The 17,248-nt window shown below is 43.6% G+C and carries 12 protein-coding genes; 3 read left to right on the plus strand and 9 right to left on the minus strand.

The genetic code is table 11. The features are described from left to right. Window positions 1–61 precede the first annotated feature (61 nt). From argF to dnaB, 3 genes are all read right to left on the minus strand, one after another. On the minus strand, window positions 62–982 hold the full coding sequence (gene argF, locus JMX83_RS02270; RefSeq protein WP_165597694.1) for an ornithine carbamoyltransferase: 921 nt from the start codon (window positions 980–982) through the stop codon (window positions 62–64). Between the two features lie 201 nt (window positions 983–1,183). Beyond that, complete coding sequence (gene alr / locus JMX83_RS02275; RefSeq protein ID WP_201598693.1) at window positions 1,184–2,290, minus strand: alanine racemase; 1,107 nt, start codon at window positions 2,288–2,290, stop codon at window positions 1,184–1,186. Window positions 2,291–2,468: 178 nt separating this feature from the next. After that, a complete protein-coding gene (dnaB, locus tag JMX83_RS02280) occupies window positions 2,469–3,872 on the minus strand; it encodes a replicative DNA helicase (RefSeq protein ID WP_201598694.1) in 1,404 nt (467 codons plus the stop codon). A 298-nt stretch (window positions 3,873–4,170) separates the two neighbouring features. On the opposite strand from dnaB, the gene pdxA reads away from it, so the two are divergent. After that, window positions 4,171–5,259, plus strand: a complete 1,089-nt coding sequence (gene pdxA / locus JMX83_RS02285) for a 4-hydroxythreonine-4-phosphate dehydrogenase PdxA (RefSeq protein ID WP_201598701.1) — start codon at window positions 4,171–4,173, stop codon at window positions 5,257–5,259. A 393-nt stretch (window positions 5,260–5,652) separates the two neighbouring features. Here pdxA and JMX83_RS02290 read toward each other — a convergent pair whose 3' ends face one another. Beyond that, on the minus strand, window positions 5,653–5,997 hold the full coding sequence (locus JMX83_RS02290; RefSeq protein ID WP_201598703.1) for a hypothetical protein: 345 nt from the start codon (window positions 5,995–5,997) through the stop codon (window positions 5,653–5,655). Between the two features lie 352 nt (window positions 5,998–6,349). After that, window positions 6,350–7,129 carry a transglutaminase-like domain-containing protein gene (locus JMX83_RS02295; protein ID WP_201598705.1) on the minus strand — a complete coding sequence of 260 codons (780 nt, stop codon included), beginning with the start codon at window positions 7,127–7,129 and terminating at the stop codon, window positions 6,350–6,352. A gap of 517 nt (window positions 7,130–7,646) precedes the next feature. Here JMX83_RS02295 and rsmA point away from each other — a divergent pair. Together rsmA and JMX83_RS02305 are read left to right on the plus strand one after the other, a co-directional pair. After that, window positions 7,647–8,510: a 16S rRNA (adenine(1518)-N(6)/adenine(1519)-N(6))-dimethyltransferase RsmA gene (gene rsmA, locus JMX83_RS02300; protein WP_201598706.1), complete on the plus strand. Its 864-nt coding sequence runs from the start codon at window positions 7,647–7,649 to the stop codon at window positions 8,508–8,510. Window positions 8,511–8,553: 43 nt separating this feature from the next. Beyond that, on the plus strand, window positions 8,554–9,390 hold the full coding sequence (locus JMX83_RS02305) for a symmetrical bis(5'-nucleosyl)-tetraphosphatase (RefSeq protein WP_201598707.1): 837 nt from the start codon (window positions 8,554–8,556) through the stop codon (window positions 9,388–9,390). A gap of 46 nt (window positions 9,391–9,436) precedes the next feature. On the opposite strand, the gene JMX83_RS02310 is transcribed toward JMX83_RS02305, so the two are convergent. From JMX83_RS02310 to JMX83_RS02325, 4 genes are all read right to left on the minus strand, one after another. Further along, window positions 9,437–10,072 (minus strand): BLUF domain-containing protein, encoded by a 636-nt coding sequence (locus tag JMX83_RS02310; protein WP_201598708.1) that lies wholly within the window; start codon window positions 10,070–10,072, stop codon window positions 9,437–9,439. A 234-nt stretch (window positions 10,073–10,306) separates the two neighbouring features. Further along, the gene (locus JMX83_RS02315; protein ID WP_201598709.1) at window positions 10,307–12,751 is read right to left on the minus strand and encodes a site-specific recombinase; all 2,445 of its coding nucleotides are present in this window, start codon (window positions 12,749–12,751) and stop codon (window positions 10,307–10,309) included. Between the two features lie 254 nt (window positions 12,752–13,005). Next, complete coding sequence (locus tag JMX83_RS02320; RefSeq protein ID WP_201598710.1) at window positions 13,006–14,790, minus strand: acyl-CoA dehydrogenase C-terminal domain-containing protein; 1,785 nt, start codon at window positions 14,788–14,790, stop codon at window positions 13,006–13,008. 312 nt (window positions 14,791–15,102) lie between these two features. Continuing rightward, on the minus strand, window positions 15,103–16,896 hold the full coding sequence (locus JMX83_RS02325; RefSeq protein ID WP_201598711.1) for an acyl-CoA dehydrogenase C-terminal domain-containing protein: 1,794 nt from the start codon (window positions 16,894–16,896) through the stop codon (window positions 15,103–15,105). Window positions 16,897–17,248 lie beyond the last annotated feature (352 nt).

Raw genomic sequence — 17,248 nt, forward strand, 5'->3', positions numbered from 1 at the left:
CTTTTTTGTGTCTTATTTTACAAGTAACTTACTTTGCTTAGCTATGAGGGTGTGTAAGTGATTAAGACAACTTGATTTTGTCTTTTAGCAAAAACTCCATCAATGCTTTTTGGGCATGTAAGCGGTTTTCAGCTTCATCCCAGACGACAGAGCGCGGATCGTTGAGCATATCGTGGGAGATTTCTTCGCCGCGATGGGCTGGCAAGCAGTGCATAAACACCACTTCAGGATCGGCTTTGTCTAATAGAGACGGCGTCACTTGATACGGGGCAAAACGACGTGCGCGCGTATTTTGCTCGGATTCTTGACCCATACTTGCCCATACATCGGTGACAATTAAGTTAGAGTCTTTGGCCGCGTCTTGTACGTTTTCTACCAAGCTCACACAGTGTGAGAAACGCTCCATAAGCTTTGGATCAGGCTCGAATCCATAAGGCGCTGCCACGCGCAGCTCAAAACCAAACTGGTTAGCCGCTTGCATGAATGATGAGCACATGTTGTTGCCATCACCAACCCACGTGACGATTTTGTTTTCGATACTGCCGCGATGTTCGTAATACGTCTGCATATCAGCGAGCAATTGACAAGGATGGTAGTCATCGGTCAATGCATTGATAATAGGTACGCTTGAATATTCAGCAAAGGTTTCTACTTTTTCGTGACCAAAGGTACGAATCATAATGATATCAACCATGCTAGAAATCACGCGAGCGGAGTCTTCTAGTGGCTCGCCGCGACCGAGCTGAGTATCGTTAGGTGATAAAAAGATAGCATTACCACCAAATTGACCCATACCTGTCTCAAATGAGATACGGGTACGCGTTGAAGATTTTTCAAATATCATGCCAAGCGTTCGACCAACAAAAGGCTGGTATATCTCGCCTGCGTGTTGCATCTTACGCAATTCGCTTGCGCGTTTGATTAAGTTTTCTAGTTCTTGTTTGGTTAAATCAGATAAGGTTAAAAAATGGCGCAAACTCATAGTAATCCTAGCAGTCGATCGCAGTCGGTGAAACGTCATCAGTCTTCAATAGCATCGCGTCAGTGCGTATACTGGGTTGACAACAAACTTTTAGTATAGCGTATTTACTTTCAATGTAAACGTTCAATTTTACCGAGATTAAATGGCTTGCTAAATAGACCAAAGTCGCATTAGCAAGCCACAATACTCGTATGCTAATGACTATCCCTGTGTACGGTTTGGACGTATGCTGAGGCGACATAACAGCTCATAGCTAATCGTTCCAGCATGACCTGCAACTTCATCGACGCGCGGCGCATCGCCCCAAAGCATGACTTTACTATCCAAAGCAAGGTTTTCAGGCGTTTTGCTGACATCAATGACGATCATATCCATTGCCACACGCCCAATCACAGGACAACGGTAGCTTTGATTGTCGTTAGCATCGATGACGGTGACATAAGCGTCGTCACTTATTACACGCGGATAGCCGTCTCCGTAACCCACACTCACGAGAGCGGTTCTGGTGTCTTGCTGCGCACGCCAGCGGCTACCATAGCCGATAGCATCATTGGCACTGACCGTTTGTAATGCCATGATTTGAGCACTAAACTCCATCGCGGGCTGCAAGTCTAATTCTTGTGCGCTTTTGTCAACGACAGGCGAGCTACCATATAAAATAATGCCTGGACGTACCCAATCATAATGGTACTCTGGAAAGTTGACGACACCAGCAGAGTTGCATAGTGAGCCTTGGATATCTGGGCTAATGGTATCTTTCAAAGTCGCTAGTACGCTTGAGAAACGCTCAATCTGCATCGCATTTAATGGATGGTCATGATCATCAGCATTCGCAAAATGTGTGGCCAGTATCAGCTGATAGCCTGCCTCATGTAGACGCTTTGCTGCTGATAAAACACCCTCAGCATTGAAGCCTAAGCGATTCATACCCGTGTTGTATTTGAGCCAAACCACATTAGTTGCACTATTGGCGGGTGGAATATTTTGTAGTGCCCAATCTAGCTGTGGTCCGTGGTGAATCACGCAGCTAATCTCATGCTCGATCGCTTGCTGCCACTCATCAGCGCTAAATGCCCCTTCTACTAGACCGATGGTTTTATCCCAGCCTAACTGTCTGGCTTCTAGCGCTTCAGTCAACGTTGCGACACCGATACCATCTGCTTGCTGCAGGGCTGGCAAGACAGCCGCTACGCCATGTCCGTAAGCATTGGATTTGACCATAGCCAATACTTTCGATTGGGGTGCTCGTTGTTTTACTTGATTTAGGTTATGGGTAAGGGCTTTTGGTTTTATGGTAATAGTGCGCATAATCGCCTTCTATATGAGTAGAATTATGAAGTGATAAAGCCAGCACTACATCGGTTGGGCGGATGCGGTACTGGCTATGGTATTAAAAACTGATTATATAAAATTACTTATTAACCTACGACTAAACCTAATTTTATGCAAGGCTCAGTCTTGATCAAGGTTAAATTTATAAGGTTGGTTACTCATCATTCTCAAAACTGACGCCCTGATAGTATTCTGGCGTTAGATTAATAAAGCGGGTAAATTGACCTTCAAAACCCAGACGTACGGTACCAATAGGGCCGTTACGTTGTTTACCAATGATGATTTCCGCCACGCCTTTGTGGTCTGAGTTTTCATTATAAACCTCATCACGATAGATGAACATAATCAAATCGGCATCCTGCTCAATTGCACCAGATTCACGCAAATCCGACATGATAGGGCGTTTATTTGGACGGTTTTCTAGACTGCGGTTAAGCTGTGATAAGGCAATCACGGGACATTCAAGCTCACGTGCGAGCGCCTTTAGACTGCGAGAAATCTCAGAAATCTCGCCAACACGGTTACCATCTAGACTTGGCACTTTCATTAGCTGAAGATAATCGACTACGATGGCACCCAGGCGCCCATCATGGTTTTTAGCGATACGGCGACAGCGAGAGCGCATCTCAGAGGGCGGTAGGGCAGTACTGTCATCAATATACAAATGCTTTGATTGCAGATGTTGAATGGCGTTCATCATTTTAGCCCATTCATCTTCGTTCATTTGACCAGAGCGCAGGTGTGTCTGGTTAATCGCACCCCATGATGACAGTAAACGCATCACGATAGATTCCGCAGGCATCTCCATCGAAAACACCACAACAGGCAAATCTTCATTAAACAAAATCCCTTCTGCCAAGTTCATCGCAAAAGTGGTTTTACCCATCGAAGGACGCGCGGCGACGATAATCAGATCACCCGCTTGCAGACCTTGCGTTTTATTATTCAGCTCGACAAATGGCGTTTGTAAACCAATCATGCCGTCAGGGTTGGACTTTAACTCTTGAATCTTATCGATAACATTGGTTAAGACCGAAGTAATACCGACAGGGCCACGCTGTTCAGCGCGTTTGTTATGCTGCTCATTGATACTAAATATCTTGCCTTCGACATTGTCTAGAATATCACTAACGCTTTGGTCTTTTGGATTATAGGCGAGCGTCAGCATGTCATTACCAGTGGTAATTAGTTGACGCAGCGTTGAAAGCTCACGCACACGCTGGGCATAAGCGGTCAGGTTAAACAAGGTCGCCGGACTTTGGCTCAAAATATCGGCCAAATAACTGTCACCACCTGCGCCTTTGAGTAGCTTTTGCGCCTCTAACCAATCGTGTACCATGACCGTATCATACGGCTCATTTACTGCTGCAAGGTGAGCAATGGCATCAAAAATATATTGATGCCGCCCCGCATAAAAGTCATCTTTGGTGACGATATCGGCAATCTTGTCGTACGCCTCTTCGATACTCATCAAAGACGCGAGCAATGCCTTTTCAATATCGATATTGTGCGGCGGTGTCTGATTGAGTAAGTCGTCGGTTTTGTCGTTTTCTGCCATGAGTGCCTAATGAGTCAAAATGGGTATAAAAAAGGATGTCGATGAGCGTGCAAAACAGGCACAGTATTTCTCTACGTTAGAAATACCAAAACATGATTTTAGATTTGCCTGCAAATGCTACAATCAGAAGCGAAAGTTTAACACATAATGTGATTTTTTAGGCTGGGTAAGCAACTAAATCTACAGTGGTTGTTATGCATAAAATAAGAGACCGCATCCAGTGTCTAAAAGTAAAAACTGAAAATATTGACGATAAATACAATAAAATCAAAAATTTAGATAAAATAAGGCTATTGCTATGACAGCAGAAAAACGACCATTATTAATCACGACAGGTGAGCCTGCGGGCATTGGAATGGATGTCGTACTGAGTTTGGCGGCAGAGGGCAAGCTGCAAGATTTTGACCGCCCCATTTGGGTAACCGCTGATGCGAGCGCGATGCAAGTGCGTGCAGATGAGTTGGTTACAGCTGACGTTTTTGAGAGCACACCTAGTTGGCATACTATCAATACAAATATAAACGCTGATACCCTCGATGCTAATTTGGTAGCGAAGATATCACAGCAAGATATAGATGCTGATAGTGCTTTTATTTTGCTTAATGTTCCTTGCGCAAGATTAGTTAGTGGTGGGCAAATCAATATTGCTAACTCAGCGATGGTGGCTCAGCAATTAGACATTGCTCATAAGCTGGCAATAAATAATACAGTCGCCGCTATCGTCACAGGTCCCTTGCAAAAATCAGCGCTGATAGATGCCGGTATTAAGCTGTTAGATGGCACCATGTTTAGTGGTCATACCGAGTTTTTTATGCAGCAAAGTGGTTGTGAGAAAGTGGTCATGATGCTTGCCAATCAAGCCATGAAGGTCGCGCTTGTCACTACCCATTTGCCATTAAAAGACATCCCTGCTGCGATTACCGCGGATAATGTGCGTCAAACGGTACAAATCGTCATTGATGATATGAGAGAAAAGTTTGGTCTCATGCAGCCTCGTATCTTGGTGTGCGGCCTCAATCCACATGCAGGTGAGGGCGGACATTTGGGTATGGAGGAGATTGAAATTATCAACCCAGTTCTAAGAGAGTTTATCGATGCAGGTGTACACATATCAGAGGCGATGCCAGCCGATACTTTATTTACTACCAGACATTTGGCTAATTGCGATGCGGTCATTGCCATGTATCATGATCAAGGGTTGCCCGTACTCAAATCACACGGTTTTGGTGACACGGTTAATTTAACCTTGGGTTTGCCTTATATTCGTACCTCTGTTGATCATGGTACGGCGCTTGATTTGGCAGGGCGCGGCGGAGCAAGTGCGACCAGTCTATATCAAGCACTAAGTATGGCAAACGAGATGGCTGACAAGTCACTCACTAATTGATATATCTGTTATGACTCATCGCCGTATAGGTATTTCTCACGTAGTACTGGATGATTTTAGTGTGAGCAATACCTATTTATGAAGAATTAAACGTAATGTAAGTGGTTTCATGATAGTTGTCTGTTGATAGGCTTGAAGGGTGAGATAGCTGGTTACCTCGGGGGTATATCCTAATTAAAACTTCTTATCAATTTTACTAAGTAATTTGATTATTACATTTTGATATTGCCATTATTGCCCATGATAAATAAAAAAAGCTACGATAGATTGAGCATCGTAGCTTCTTAGTTGAATCGATTTGATTTTTGAGTATCGAAAGCTCAGCCTAACCTACGTGCTAATTTATATTTAAAAAATATAGTATTTAGCCTTATTTATTGCAAACTAACTTAATCAGGGTCTATGACCCAATTTTTTTTGAAATTCAAGCCAAGGTTCAAGCTGTCCTTCAACGATACCTTCATAAGTTTCCCAATCATTTTTTAGAAAATCATAAAGTATAGGATGCATCCTATCATTTAGACCTGCTGATAAATCAACCGCTGTTAAGCTTACGTAACTGTCTGCTAAAATCTCTATGTTATAGACATCACTTTCCCTATACGTTATTAAGCCTTGGTAAGTACTACAGCTTGCTAAATAATAAGTTTCAACTTTATTCTCACTATAATTTTTACCTTCATAAACACTATATATGTATATGAAGTCACTATTATTCTTACTCAGTGCTCTAATCATAATTTTAAATTCTACCCATTCGTTAAATTGAGCTATGCTTTCAATTTTTTAGTCATTAAGTTTATAGTTAGAACTAGCAGCTCGATGCCTGTATAGCGCACCGAACATATACTGATCACTTATTGAATGAATATACCACTTTGAAAATGGGTTTAGATACTGAATAGGGATCAATTCTAAAAAGGCAGCAGCCTGAGACGCTTTCCTACCGTGTCCTTGATCCGTTGGACGCAGACATTGATCTAAAGAGTAAAGAGAGCGAAACCAATTGAGAAAGACCACTGCCACCTCCTTTATATTATGGCGGCGGTCATTGTCTTAAACACAGGCACGCAATCCTAGGATTAGGACACTAAGCTTGTCTAGTCACGGATACCGATTGATTGACCAATTCCATGGATCCAAACGAGGTTAAGAACGCGACGCTGGATGCATCGGACCCAACACCAATGCGAGCCATCGTGTCTGCACCTGCCATGCCAGTCGGATCAATGAGGTGCCAGCTCCCTCCGAGATAGACCTCGGCCACGGCATGAAAGTCTTGTGGCGTCACATCGGGCGCATAAACACTAGCGAACCTAGCTGGTATCGACGACGCGCGCGCTAGTGTCACAAGAACATGCGCGAAGTCGCGGCATACGCCCTGACGTTGAACAAAACTATCGAGCGCGGTAGTTTGGGCGTGGCTCGATCCGGGCACATAGCTAAACGCCGACTCGATCCAATCGCGCATCGCAGCAATCCGTGCGCCGCCAGCAAGATCGCCAAACTCAGCTTCTACGAAAGCTTGAAACTGGTCTGACGGGCAATAATGAGACGGCATCAAATGCCTGATCGTCTCTCCGGGCAAAAGATGCAGGGGTGTTTGGGACAATGTCGATATGTCCAAGGCAGGACGGTCAACGGCGATTTCTGCGAGGTAAGTGCAGCTAAAATCCCCTTCGGCGTGAATCCAAATCCGTTCTCCTATGCCATCATCAGCGGCGACCCGTGAAAAATGCGCAACGTCTGATGTCCAAATCTCGGTCGATCGCACCCGCTGATCCGCAAGATCGGCGGCTTCAATCTGAAGCAAAAGATCCATCGGCTCTGAGAGTCGATAATGGAGGGTGACGTTAAGTTTCAGGATCATATTTGAGCTCCCTAAGGGCATGGGTCTGGTGGGCTGACGATCGCGTGGGGCTGAACCGCTTCGACTATATCAGAGACTGGTTTACTGGAGTCAGGTAACAATGCCTGACAGGATTAAATTATCATAATACCGCTTTTCAAACTCAAAAGGTGAGACATAATCATTTACATTATGCAGTCGGGCTTTATCGGATCTGAGAAACGTTCAAAATCAATTCATAATGGATTTAGCTTTACGCCGCAACCATTATGATGACTCACATCTTTGGACTTGCTTCTGTCTGCTAGCGCTCGTTTTAGTGCTGCCATTGTTGTCATAGCAGCGTTTATATTAAATGAATTCATAGGGAAAAAATTACCGGGTCGGTTACCCAAAAGCATGACTCGTCTGTCGATAATAATTGTTCAAAAACACAGCCTAATTAGGAGCTGTGGTATAATTTATCATTATAAAGCTAAAACATTGCTGCTATTACATTATCATCGCCCATTTCTCTTTTATACATTAAGACTCTTTTATGTCCAAAACTTCATTTGATGCCCAAACCATTTCTAACAGTTTACGTACTGCCAAGCACCAGCCGCGTAAGCGCTTTGGTCAAAATTTCTTACATGATACCAGCGTCATTCGCGAAATCGTTGAAAGTATTCGCCTAGAGCGCGATGACAATTTGATTGAGATTGGGCCTGGTATGGGCGCATTGACCGAGCCGTTATTAGCAGAAGTGGATGCGATGACAGTCGTAGAGTTGGATCGCGATTTGGCTGATAGCTTACGTATTCGTATTGGTGCCAATAGCCATCCAAACTTTGAGATTATTAAAGACAACGCCATGCATGTTGATTATCGTGATCTGTATAGCGAAGCACGCGGTAAACTGCGCGTGGTGGGTAACTTACCATATAATATTTCAACGCCTATCTTATTTCATCTGCTTAGTTATGCGGATGTGATCCAAGACATGCACTTTATGCTACAAAAAGAAGTGGTTGAGCGTATCACGGCTGATGTTGGTAGCAAAACTTATGGTCGTCTGTCTGTCATTATGCAGTATTACTGTGATACAGATTATTTGCTGACTGTGCCTCGCGGGGCTTTTAATCCTCCGCCAAAAGTCACCAGTGCTGTTTTTCGACTGACACCGCATATCGATAAACCGATAGTAGCAGAAGATGAAGAGTATTTTGCCATTGTCGTACGTGAGACCTTTAACCATCGTCGCAAGACGCTACGTGCTATCTTCAAAAAATCAACCTTGCTGCCGACGCTGAGTGAGGATGATTTCGCTGCTTGCGGTATCGATCCGCAAGCACGTCCTGAAACCTTAAGCGTTACAGATTTTGTCAATCTGAGTAATCAGGCTCGTCATATAGACGTTTAATGTAAATAATTACTAATTATTATATAAAAATCATAGAGGTATTATGAGTTTTCGCCATCAGTATGTCATTGGTGACCTACAAGGTTGCCACGCGGCTTATCTACAATTACTAGAGACATTAGATTTTGATCCTGCTCAAGACAAGTTATGGTTCGCCGGTGATTTGGTAGCGCGTGGTGAGGACTCATTAAATACCTTGCGCGATGTCAAAGCATTGTGTGAACAGGGCGCTGCAGCAACCGTATTAGGCAATCATGACATCAATTTAATTGCAGTCTGGCGCGGCGCTGCAAAACTCAAGAGCAAAGATAAAACAGCGCCAATTTTTGCAGCGGATGACTGTGATGAATTGCTTGAGTGGTTACGCAGGCAGCCGATATTGGCATATCCAGATGAGCATACTGTGCTGGTACATGCAGGGATTCCACCACATTGGAGTATTGAGGCAGCAGCAGCATATGCCAAAGAGCTAGAATCGCAGCTGCAAGGTAGCTTAGAGCAGCTTGATGAACTACTGCCAAATCTCTATAGCAAAAAAGCCGATAAATGGCATGCAGGTATCGAAGGCTTTACTAAGATGCGAGCGATTGCCAATTACTTTACTCGTATGCGCCTGTGTCAGCAGGATGGCTTGCTTGAGTTTGACTTTACAGCAGGGCTAGATGAGCCTATGCCAACCGATTTTTTACCATGGTTTGAGTGGCAAGTACCGCGCACGCGTAAGATACTCTTTGGTCATTGGGCCGCGCTGCAAGGCGAGATTGATTTACCATATGCGCGTGCACTCGATGGTGGGTGTGTATGGGGCAACTGTCTGTTGGCGTATCGTCTCAGTGACAGCAAGGTAATAGCTTCAAGTGCACAGTGCCCGGGTTCATAACGTGGGCTATAAATACCTTTTATTAGTAAGGTATCTAACTGAGTCATTAAGGAATAACGTCGTACCTGAATAATAAGACAGCTGCGGTTGACGCGACCAGTAGCCCAAGAAATATAAATAATAAGATATTATCTTGAGTTAACTTTTCTTCAAGCTCAGAGTAACCTAAGTCATCAAAGGTGATATAGTTCGTGTCATGACTGATGTTAGAGTAGTCGAACTTCCTCACGCATTCGATAAAGTATTCAACAAACCAGTATGGCCAGTGTTCCGGTTTGAATGGTGAGATCTCTCCTAACTGAGCATGATCAGACAATCTATGCCAGTTACTGGCGCTTAAGTTAAGACTGTGCATACGCCAATCTTCAAAGCGGCACTGACTGACCTGCTCAACAGCAACGACATCTACTTTTCTGTGATTTCTATCTTTAAATATTCTTTGCATAAGAGAAAATACAACATCTTTTGCGCCTTCTAAGCATTGAAGAAAGCTTTTTTCATCATTGCATAGAAAACCTGCAATTTTATTATTTTTATTATAGACATGCGAGTGTCTTTGGATATGCTCAAATACAGATCTATCGGTGGTATTAACTCTACTAACATAGATGAGTCTTACAAGGGAGGTTGATGCAACATCCTTCATAGATTCTTCCAGTTTGCTATGACTGGCTATATTCATTCTTGTCCTCTTTTAGTGATCTATCCCAATTTCTTATTGAGCCCGCTCCTCATTATTTTAGATAATTTTTGAATCCTAAGTTTGTTGAGCTGTGCGAGAGTTTTGCTTCTACGTCCATATTTTTAAGATTAAGGTGTAAAAGCTTTAACTAAGTTGTGTGAGTGCTTTAGGTCTGACATCAAATGATTTTAATCTCAATAATTCACCAAGCATCAAGCCGCCCAAGCGAGCCTTTTAATCAGGCAGCTTTGGCGGTTTTTTAGGTTTTGGCAAAGGTGTTTTGGCATCGCCAGTGGCCTTATCATCAGCATCCGCATGATTTGACTCGTGACCAACAGTATCATCATTGATGGTATTGAGCGTCTTGGTGACTTTGTCATATTGGATATCGTCGGTATAAGGCGTGCTATTTAGTTCTTCATCTGCCAGACCATCATCAAGATTGACAACCTTCTTAGGAGAGTTGTGAGGTTGGGTGTGATCGCCCTGTGGTTGACTGTCATAGTATATGTCTGTACTCGCTTCCGCGTTTTGCGCTACTGCTTGCTTAGACTCGGGTAATATTCTGACATCAGACAATCGGCGTACCACATAATTGCTTGGTATGGCTTTTCCATTTTTTTGTGCTGAAGTGTCATCAAATATCATATGACCTTGACTATCGATGCGTGCATATTTCATTGGCTTGTCGCGTGGCCAGAAAAAGTCAGAAGGGTGGCTAATGATGTGTCCAAACACTAGCTTTGTGAGGCGACTCCATTCAAAGAAACGCACTTCTTTTGAGCGTAAAGCAACAAATAATGCCAGCGAAAAACTGACTATCAAGTTGACCATACCAATAAGTGCGACACCCAATATAGAAATCAGAATGAGGCTCCAGCTGATGTCATCAGCAGATATATTGAACAATCCGTGTGCCAAGTTCGCTGAAGCAAAAGCAATATGACGAATATCAATCGGTAAGCCGAATATGTAGCCGATGGTTGCTGTACTACCTAAGAAAACCCCAAATAAAAAGTTACCCATGATAGCGCCCAAGTTCGCTTCTATGAAGCCGCCTAAACGCTTAAGCCATGATGCAGGCAGTATATGTTGTAGTAGTTTATGGCGTTGAATACGCGCACCTACTTTGTTATAGACCGCTAAGTTGTCGTAATAACCCGCGATCAAACCCGCTAAGAACAAATACACGCCAGCAATAGCAGCATGAGGAAGCGCTAATGAGTGAAACGGATCCAAGTCATGGAGTAGATGACCTGCTTTTTCGGTACCAATCATCGGTGCGCCTGTGTACTGTAACCAAGCAAAAGAGATGATAAGTGCAACGGGTATCGCTAACATAACGTTACCCATGATAGCGATGAACTGAGTACGTAAAATATCAACGACCAACTCTGATAGCTTGTTTAACTGATGAGACTTCTTGCCAGAGCCTTCAGATATAGTAGAAGCAATAGCAGCAGCGGTCATCGCTGGCTGCTTGGTAGCGACAGTTCCGCGAATAACATGGATGAACACAAAGCCCAAGCCATAAATCATACTGTTAATAAATGCACGTCCCATCGGTGCGAGCGCCAATTGGTAAGCCAGTATCTTTATGGTGGCCATAAAGGCAATGACAAAACCGCCAATGGAGGCTTTTTTGAGCATCTTTTGATAGCCAGACTTATCGGTGCTTATATAGTGCTCACCCACGCGACTGGCATTTTCAGTGACTTTACGTGACAGCAATTTTGTGTTGTTATCAATCAAGTGGCCAATGCTATAGCGACGATTGGCAGTCGTAATCAGTGTTTGTATCAGCTCAATGACGGCGCGATCTCTTTTTTGATGGTCATCTGTGACCAGCTCTGTCAAGATACGCACTCGCTGTAAACTCTGATCTAAGCGCAGCATCATATTGGTCAAGCGAATAGAAATACCTGTTTTGTAGATACGTTTGCGGATAGTAGCAACGATATCTTCACACTGCTCAATCATGACCAGCAATGGTGCGGGATCAACGGCTTGTTCAGGGGTAATGTCGGTTAAGGTATCAAGCTCATGCGCTTGTCTGTATTGATTTACAAAGAGCACCGCTTCTTGGTTTTGAGCAACAAAAGAAGCAGAGTAGTTGAGCATCTGCGGATAAGCGTCCATCAAATCAGGATGCAAGCCAAGACCGCTGATGCGATAAGATAAAATAATAATCGCGTTCAAGATGCTGTTTTTTGCCGTGGCAACCAAGTTTAGGTGTTTTTCTTCCACCCTTAGAAGCTGCACGAGTTCGTCCCATTTTTTTGTCTCAATATTGGCAAGCCAGCGCTCATCAGTGCGCTTATCAAACAAGTAACCAACCAGCTCAACCACTGAGTCATCTTGAGGGAGTATCGGCAAAAAACGATGCCCGACCAATCGTCTTAAGCTATTAAAGAATCCTTGATCCGACATAATACCTGTATCGGTATATAGCGCGATTTGACGATATTGGATAATTAATTTTAGGACGAAGCTAGAGAGCCCATCGCCGTATTCTGGGTGTTGATGCAGGGTATCAATAAGGGATTGGATGTTTTCGTTAGCTAAAGCGGGTTCCTTGTCACTGACGCGTAACTCATCGATCAAGCGTTTGAGCATCGCCGGATCGGGCACATCACTTAGGGCTGTAATTTGTTGTAAAATGCGTTTTAATTCTGACACGTCGCACCCTTTATTGTGGTTGTTTCAATCGTTTTTATTATTTGCTACTGTGCATTGCATAGTAAGTCGTAATGATTTTTTAAAAACTTGGTAAATTTATCATTTCATTTGAGCGACACTTTGTCTTGCATCATTTTAATCGTAACCACGCATGGATAGTGAATTATTTTGTTAGCAGTTATTTTGACAAAAAAAAGGACAGCAACCAGACTGTCCTTTTTATTAGCATTTTATAAGATGATTACAATGAGCATTTAGCTAGCAGGCACATCAAAATAGTCAAGATCAAAGTTCATCATCGGGTCACTACCAGCTTTGACCATCTGTGCATGAGCATCGATACGTGGCAAGATACGGCCAACGAAGTAATCTGCAAGCTTGGCTTTATTGGTATAAAAATCGCCTTCTTTACCATCAGCGGCTTCTACCATCAGCGCAAACATGTAGGAGTAGGCGAGGTAGCCAAAGGCATGCATATAATCAACTGCACAGCCATTCACTTCGTTCTTGCGTTCGCCAATATTGTTCAGCACCGTTGTGGTGAGCTCTTCAATCGTATCGGCTGCATCTAAAGTAGCTTGTTTGATACCATGATCCGCTTGCATGTTGTTGACGAAATCACGAATCTCACCCAAGAAATGCGTAACATATTTGCCGTTATTTTTTGCCACTTTACGGCCTAACAGATCAAGTGCCTGAATACCGTTGGTACCTTCATAAATCTGAGCAATACGCGTATCACGAACGATTTGCTCCATACCCCATTCGCGGATATAGCCATGACCACCGAAGACTTGCTGGCAATCAACCGTTGCTTCTAGCGCTTTGTCAGTCAAGAATGCTTTAGCCACTGGCGTCAGTAGGGCAACACGAGCAGCGGCGGCTTTTGCTGATTCAGGATCGGTACTAAATTTTTCTTCGTCCAAGTTTTTGGCGACATACATCGCAAAGCAACGTGAGGCTTCGGTATTGGCTTTGGCGTTCAATAACATGCGACGTACATCTGCATGGTGGATGATGGCATCCGCAGGTTTTTCTGGACTTTGTAGTTGCGTATCGCTACGGCCTTGACCACGGTCGTTGGCGTATAGCGCCGCGTTTTGATAAGCAAGCTCAGAACCACCAAGGCCTTGTAAGCCCATGGTGACACGCTCATAGTTCATCATGATGAACATTGACGATAGACCAGTGTTTTCTTCGCCAACCATCCAGCCTTTAGCATTGTCAAAGTTCATGACACAAGTGGCAGACGCTTTGATACCCATTTTGTGCTCGATAGAGCCAACGGCTAATGTATTGCGCTCGCCCAAGCTACCATCTGCATTGACCAAGAATTTTGGTACAACAAACAGTGAGATGCCTTTTGAGCCTTCCGGGGCATTGGGTGTTTTTGCCAATACTAAATGAATGATATTGTCTGTGAGATCGTGCTCACCACCAGTAATAAAGATTTTGGTACCAGAGATATCATAGCTGCCATCATCGTTAGGCACGGCTTTGGTTTTGATGATACCCAAATCAGTACCCGCATGTGGCTCTGTCAAGCACATAGTACCAGACCATTCACCGCTGTACATTTTTTCCAAATAAGTCTGCTTTTGTTCTTCAGAGGCAGCGGCATTCAGACACAGCGTTGCACCGACGGTTAGGTTAGGGTATAGGGCAAACGATTGGTTGGCCGTAAAAACCATCTCTTCGGTGAGCATGGTAACCATTTTTGGGAAGCCTTGACCGCCGTATTCAGCGTTACCGCTTAAGCCAACCCAGCCTGATTCAGCATACTGTTTGTACGCGTCTTTAAAGCCTGTTGGTGTGGTGACAACACCGTCACCCTGAAAGGTTGCGCCTTCTTCGTCGCCGCTGCGGTTGATAGGTAGTAAGATATTTTTTGAAAGTTTTGCCATTTCTTCCAAAATCATATCAACCGTTTCCATGTCGACATGAGCTAAGTTTTCGTTATTTTGCCAAAATTGTGGCGCTTTAAATACATCATTTAACATAAAACGCATGTCATTAAGAGGGGCGTTATAAACAGCCATAAACATTCCTTTGGTTTAAATAGATAAAATTGGAGTTGTTAAGATTATCAACTGTTCTCTTGATGTAACCTTAGCGATTCATATTCAAAGTTTAACAAATAAGCTTGTGCGCGGGTGTATTTCTTCGTGAATTGTGCGTGCACCAAAAGTTAGCAGCTGCTATTGCAGTGATTAAAGGAATTTTAAAACTTGTAGCTATCTATAAAGAGATACTAATATATAAATGGATATAAATATACCCATAAAGCAAATCGGCAACACACCGAAGTATGTTGCCGATAAAATACAATATGAGTAGCGCTTAATGTTTAATTAAAAAGCAAACTGATCAACATCCATGCTCATGTATGGCTCTACACCAGTGCTGATACGCTGTACGTGCGTAGTAGTACGTGGCAATAGCTTAGCAAAGTAGAACTGAGCTGTTTTTACCTTGGCGTCATAGAATGCTTTTTCGCCAGTACCATTTGCAATAGCAGTCTGAGCAACCAGTGCCATACGTGCCCATAAGTAAGCTAGGGTTACATAACCACTAAAGTACATATAATCAACTGCCGCACCGCCTACTGCATCTGGATTTTCAGTAGCTTGCATACCAATCCGTGCAGTCAAATCGCCCCATTCTTTAAGATGCTTGGCAAGTGGGCGAATGAACTGACCCATCTCGTCATTTTCTTTATTGTCTTCACAGAATTCTTGGATGACCTTTACAAAGTTAGCAAGTAGCTTACCTTCTGAGCCTAAAACTTTACGACCCAACAAGTCAAGTGCTTGAATCTCTGTGGTGCCTTCGTATAAGCATGAAATGCGCGTATCACGTACGTTTTGCTCCATACCCCATTCGCTAACAAAACCATGACCACCGTAAACCTGAACACCGTGATTAGCGGCTTCTAGACCTGTTTCAGTCAAGAACGCTTTAGCAATTGGTGTCAATAATGACAGCATTTGGTCAGCAAACTTTAACTCTTCGCCTTCGCCTTTTGCGACGGTATCTGCAAAGTGTGAGAGGTAATAAACCAATGCGCGACCGCCTTCAGCAAAGGCTTTTTCGGTTAATAGCATGTTGCGAACGGCTGGATGAACAATGATAGGATCAGCAGCTTTCTCTGGCGCTTTAGTACCTGATAGCGCGCGCATCGCTAAGCGATCTTTTGCGTAAGTCAATGAACCTTGGAACGCGTACTCTGCTGCAGTCAAACCTTGAACAGCAGTACCGATACGTGCCACATTCATAAAGGTGAACATGCACTGTAGGCCGCGATTTTCAGGTCCGATCAAATAACCAGTTGCGCCATCGAAGTTCATCACACAAGTTGCAGAGGCTTTGATACCCATTTTATGCTCGATAGAGCCGCAAGCGACATTGTTGCTTTCGCCTAGGCTGCCATCTTCATTAACTGTTACCTTAGGTACGATAAACAGTGAGATACCTTTTGTGCCAGCAGGTGCGCCTGGTAGACGAGCCAATACAATATGAATAATATTGCTGGTTAAGTCATGCTCACCGGCAGAGATGAAAATCTTTTGACCAGTAATGCTATAGCTGCCATCTTCTTTAGGCTCAGCTTTGGTACGGATAATACCCAAGTCAGAACCAGCATGGGCTTCAGTAAGACACATAGTGCCCGACCATTCGCCAGTAACCATTTTTTCTAGGTAAGTTTGTTTTTGCTCGTCAGTACCATGATGCTCGATGGTCTGAATAGCACCATGTGATAGACCAGGGTACATAGAGAATGACCAGTTGGCGGTACCAACCATTTCATTAATGACAGTAGACAATGAAAACGGCATGTTTTGACCACCAAACGCTTCTTCAGCAGATAAAGCAGGGAAGCCAAGCTCACAATACGCGTCATAAGCTTCTTTAAAGCCTTTTGGCGTAGTGACCTTACCATTGTCAAACTTACAGCCTTCAGCATCACCGCTTTGGTTCAGTGGTGACAGTTCGTTTTCAGCAAAGCTTGCAGCCATTTCAAATAGGCTGTCCATTAGCTCGCGGTCTGCTTCTTGGAACGCTGGTAATGTTTTGTAATGGCTTTCACTATCGAGTAGTTCATGCATAACGAATTGGATATCACGTAAGGGCGCTTTGTATTGCATAACTTCCTGTCCTTTTTGGAATGTAACCGATCATAGCCAATAATGAGCATATGGTCGCACTATCCTCTAGTGCGTTATTCTTACCTAGCCAGTCTGGAAATCTAAATAAATGATAAACAGTGAAGCAGGTCAACCATGCTATCGATTACATAAAATAGTGTTAAAAAGAATGGTGATTGTCAGAGTCGAAGAAAGATTAAATGTGCTCTAACAAATTCACTATAAAAGATAGGCTTTCATAGGCGATTATACAAGTTTGGTGACAGGACTGATAAGTCATGAACCTATCTTGCATCGGTTATGCAATCGACGTTAGGCGCAGTTTTGATCGTTAATAACTCTATGAAAAAGC

Origin of the sequence: Psychrobacter piscatorii, assembly GCF_904846415.1 — a bacterium.
In the GTDB taxonomy this organism is placed as follows: Bacteria; Pseudomonadota; Gammaproteobacteria; order Pseudomonadales; family Moraxellaceae; genus Psychrobacter; species Psychrobacter piscatorii.

What these genes read in the sequence shown, in the direction of transcription:
- rsmA (WP_201598706.1), top strand. Translation starts at nt 7,647, where the DNA reads ATGTCCAAAACTTCATTTGATGCCCAAACCATTTCTAACAGTTTACGT.
- alr (WP_201598693.1), bottom strand. Translation starts at nt 2,290, where the DNA reads ATGCGCACTATTACCATAAAACCAAAAGCCCTTACCCATAACCTAAAT.
- JMX83_RS02295 (WP_201598705.1), bottom strand. Translation starts at nt 7,129, where the DNA reads ATGATCCTGAAACTTAACGTCACCCTCCATTATCGACTCTCAGAGCCG.
- argF (WP_165597694.1), bottom strand. Translation starts at nt 982, where the DNA reads ATGAGTTTGCGCCATTTTTTAACCTTATCTGATTTAACCAAACAAGAA.
- JMX83_RS02325 (WP_201598711.1), bottom strand. Translation starts at nt 16,896, where the DNA reads ATGCAATACAAAGCGCCCTTACGTGATATCCAATTCGTTATGCATGAA.
- JMX83_RS02290 (WP_201598703.1), bottom strand. Translation starts at nt 5,997, where the DNA reads ATGATTAGAGCACTGAGTAAGAATAATAGTGACTTCATATACATATAT.
- pdxA (WP_201598701.1), top strand. Translation starts at nt 4,171, where the DNA reads ATGACAGCAGAAAAACGACCATTATTAATCACGACAGGTGAGCCTGCG.
- dnaB (WP_201598694.1), bottom strand. Translation starts at nt 3,872, where the DNA reads ATGGCAGAAAACGACAAAACCGACGACTTACTCAATCAGACACCGCCG.
- JMX83_RS02310 (WP_201598708.1), bottom strand. Translation starts at nt 10,072, where the DNA reads ATGAATATAGCCAGTCATAGCAAACTGGAAGAATCTATGAAGGATGTT.
- JMX83_RS02305 (WP_201598707.1), top strand. Translation starts at nt 8,554, where the DNA reads ATGAGTTTTCGCCATCAGTATGTCATTGGTGACCTACAAGGTTGCCAC.
- JMX83_RS02320 (WP_201598710.1), bottom strand. Translation starts at nt 14,790, where the DNA reads ATGGCTGTTTATAACGCCCCTCTTAATGACATGCGTTTTATGTTAAAT.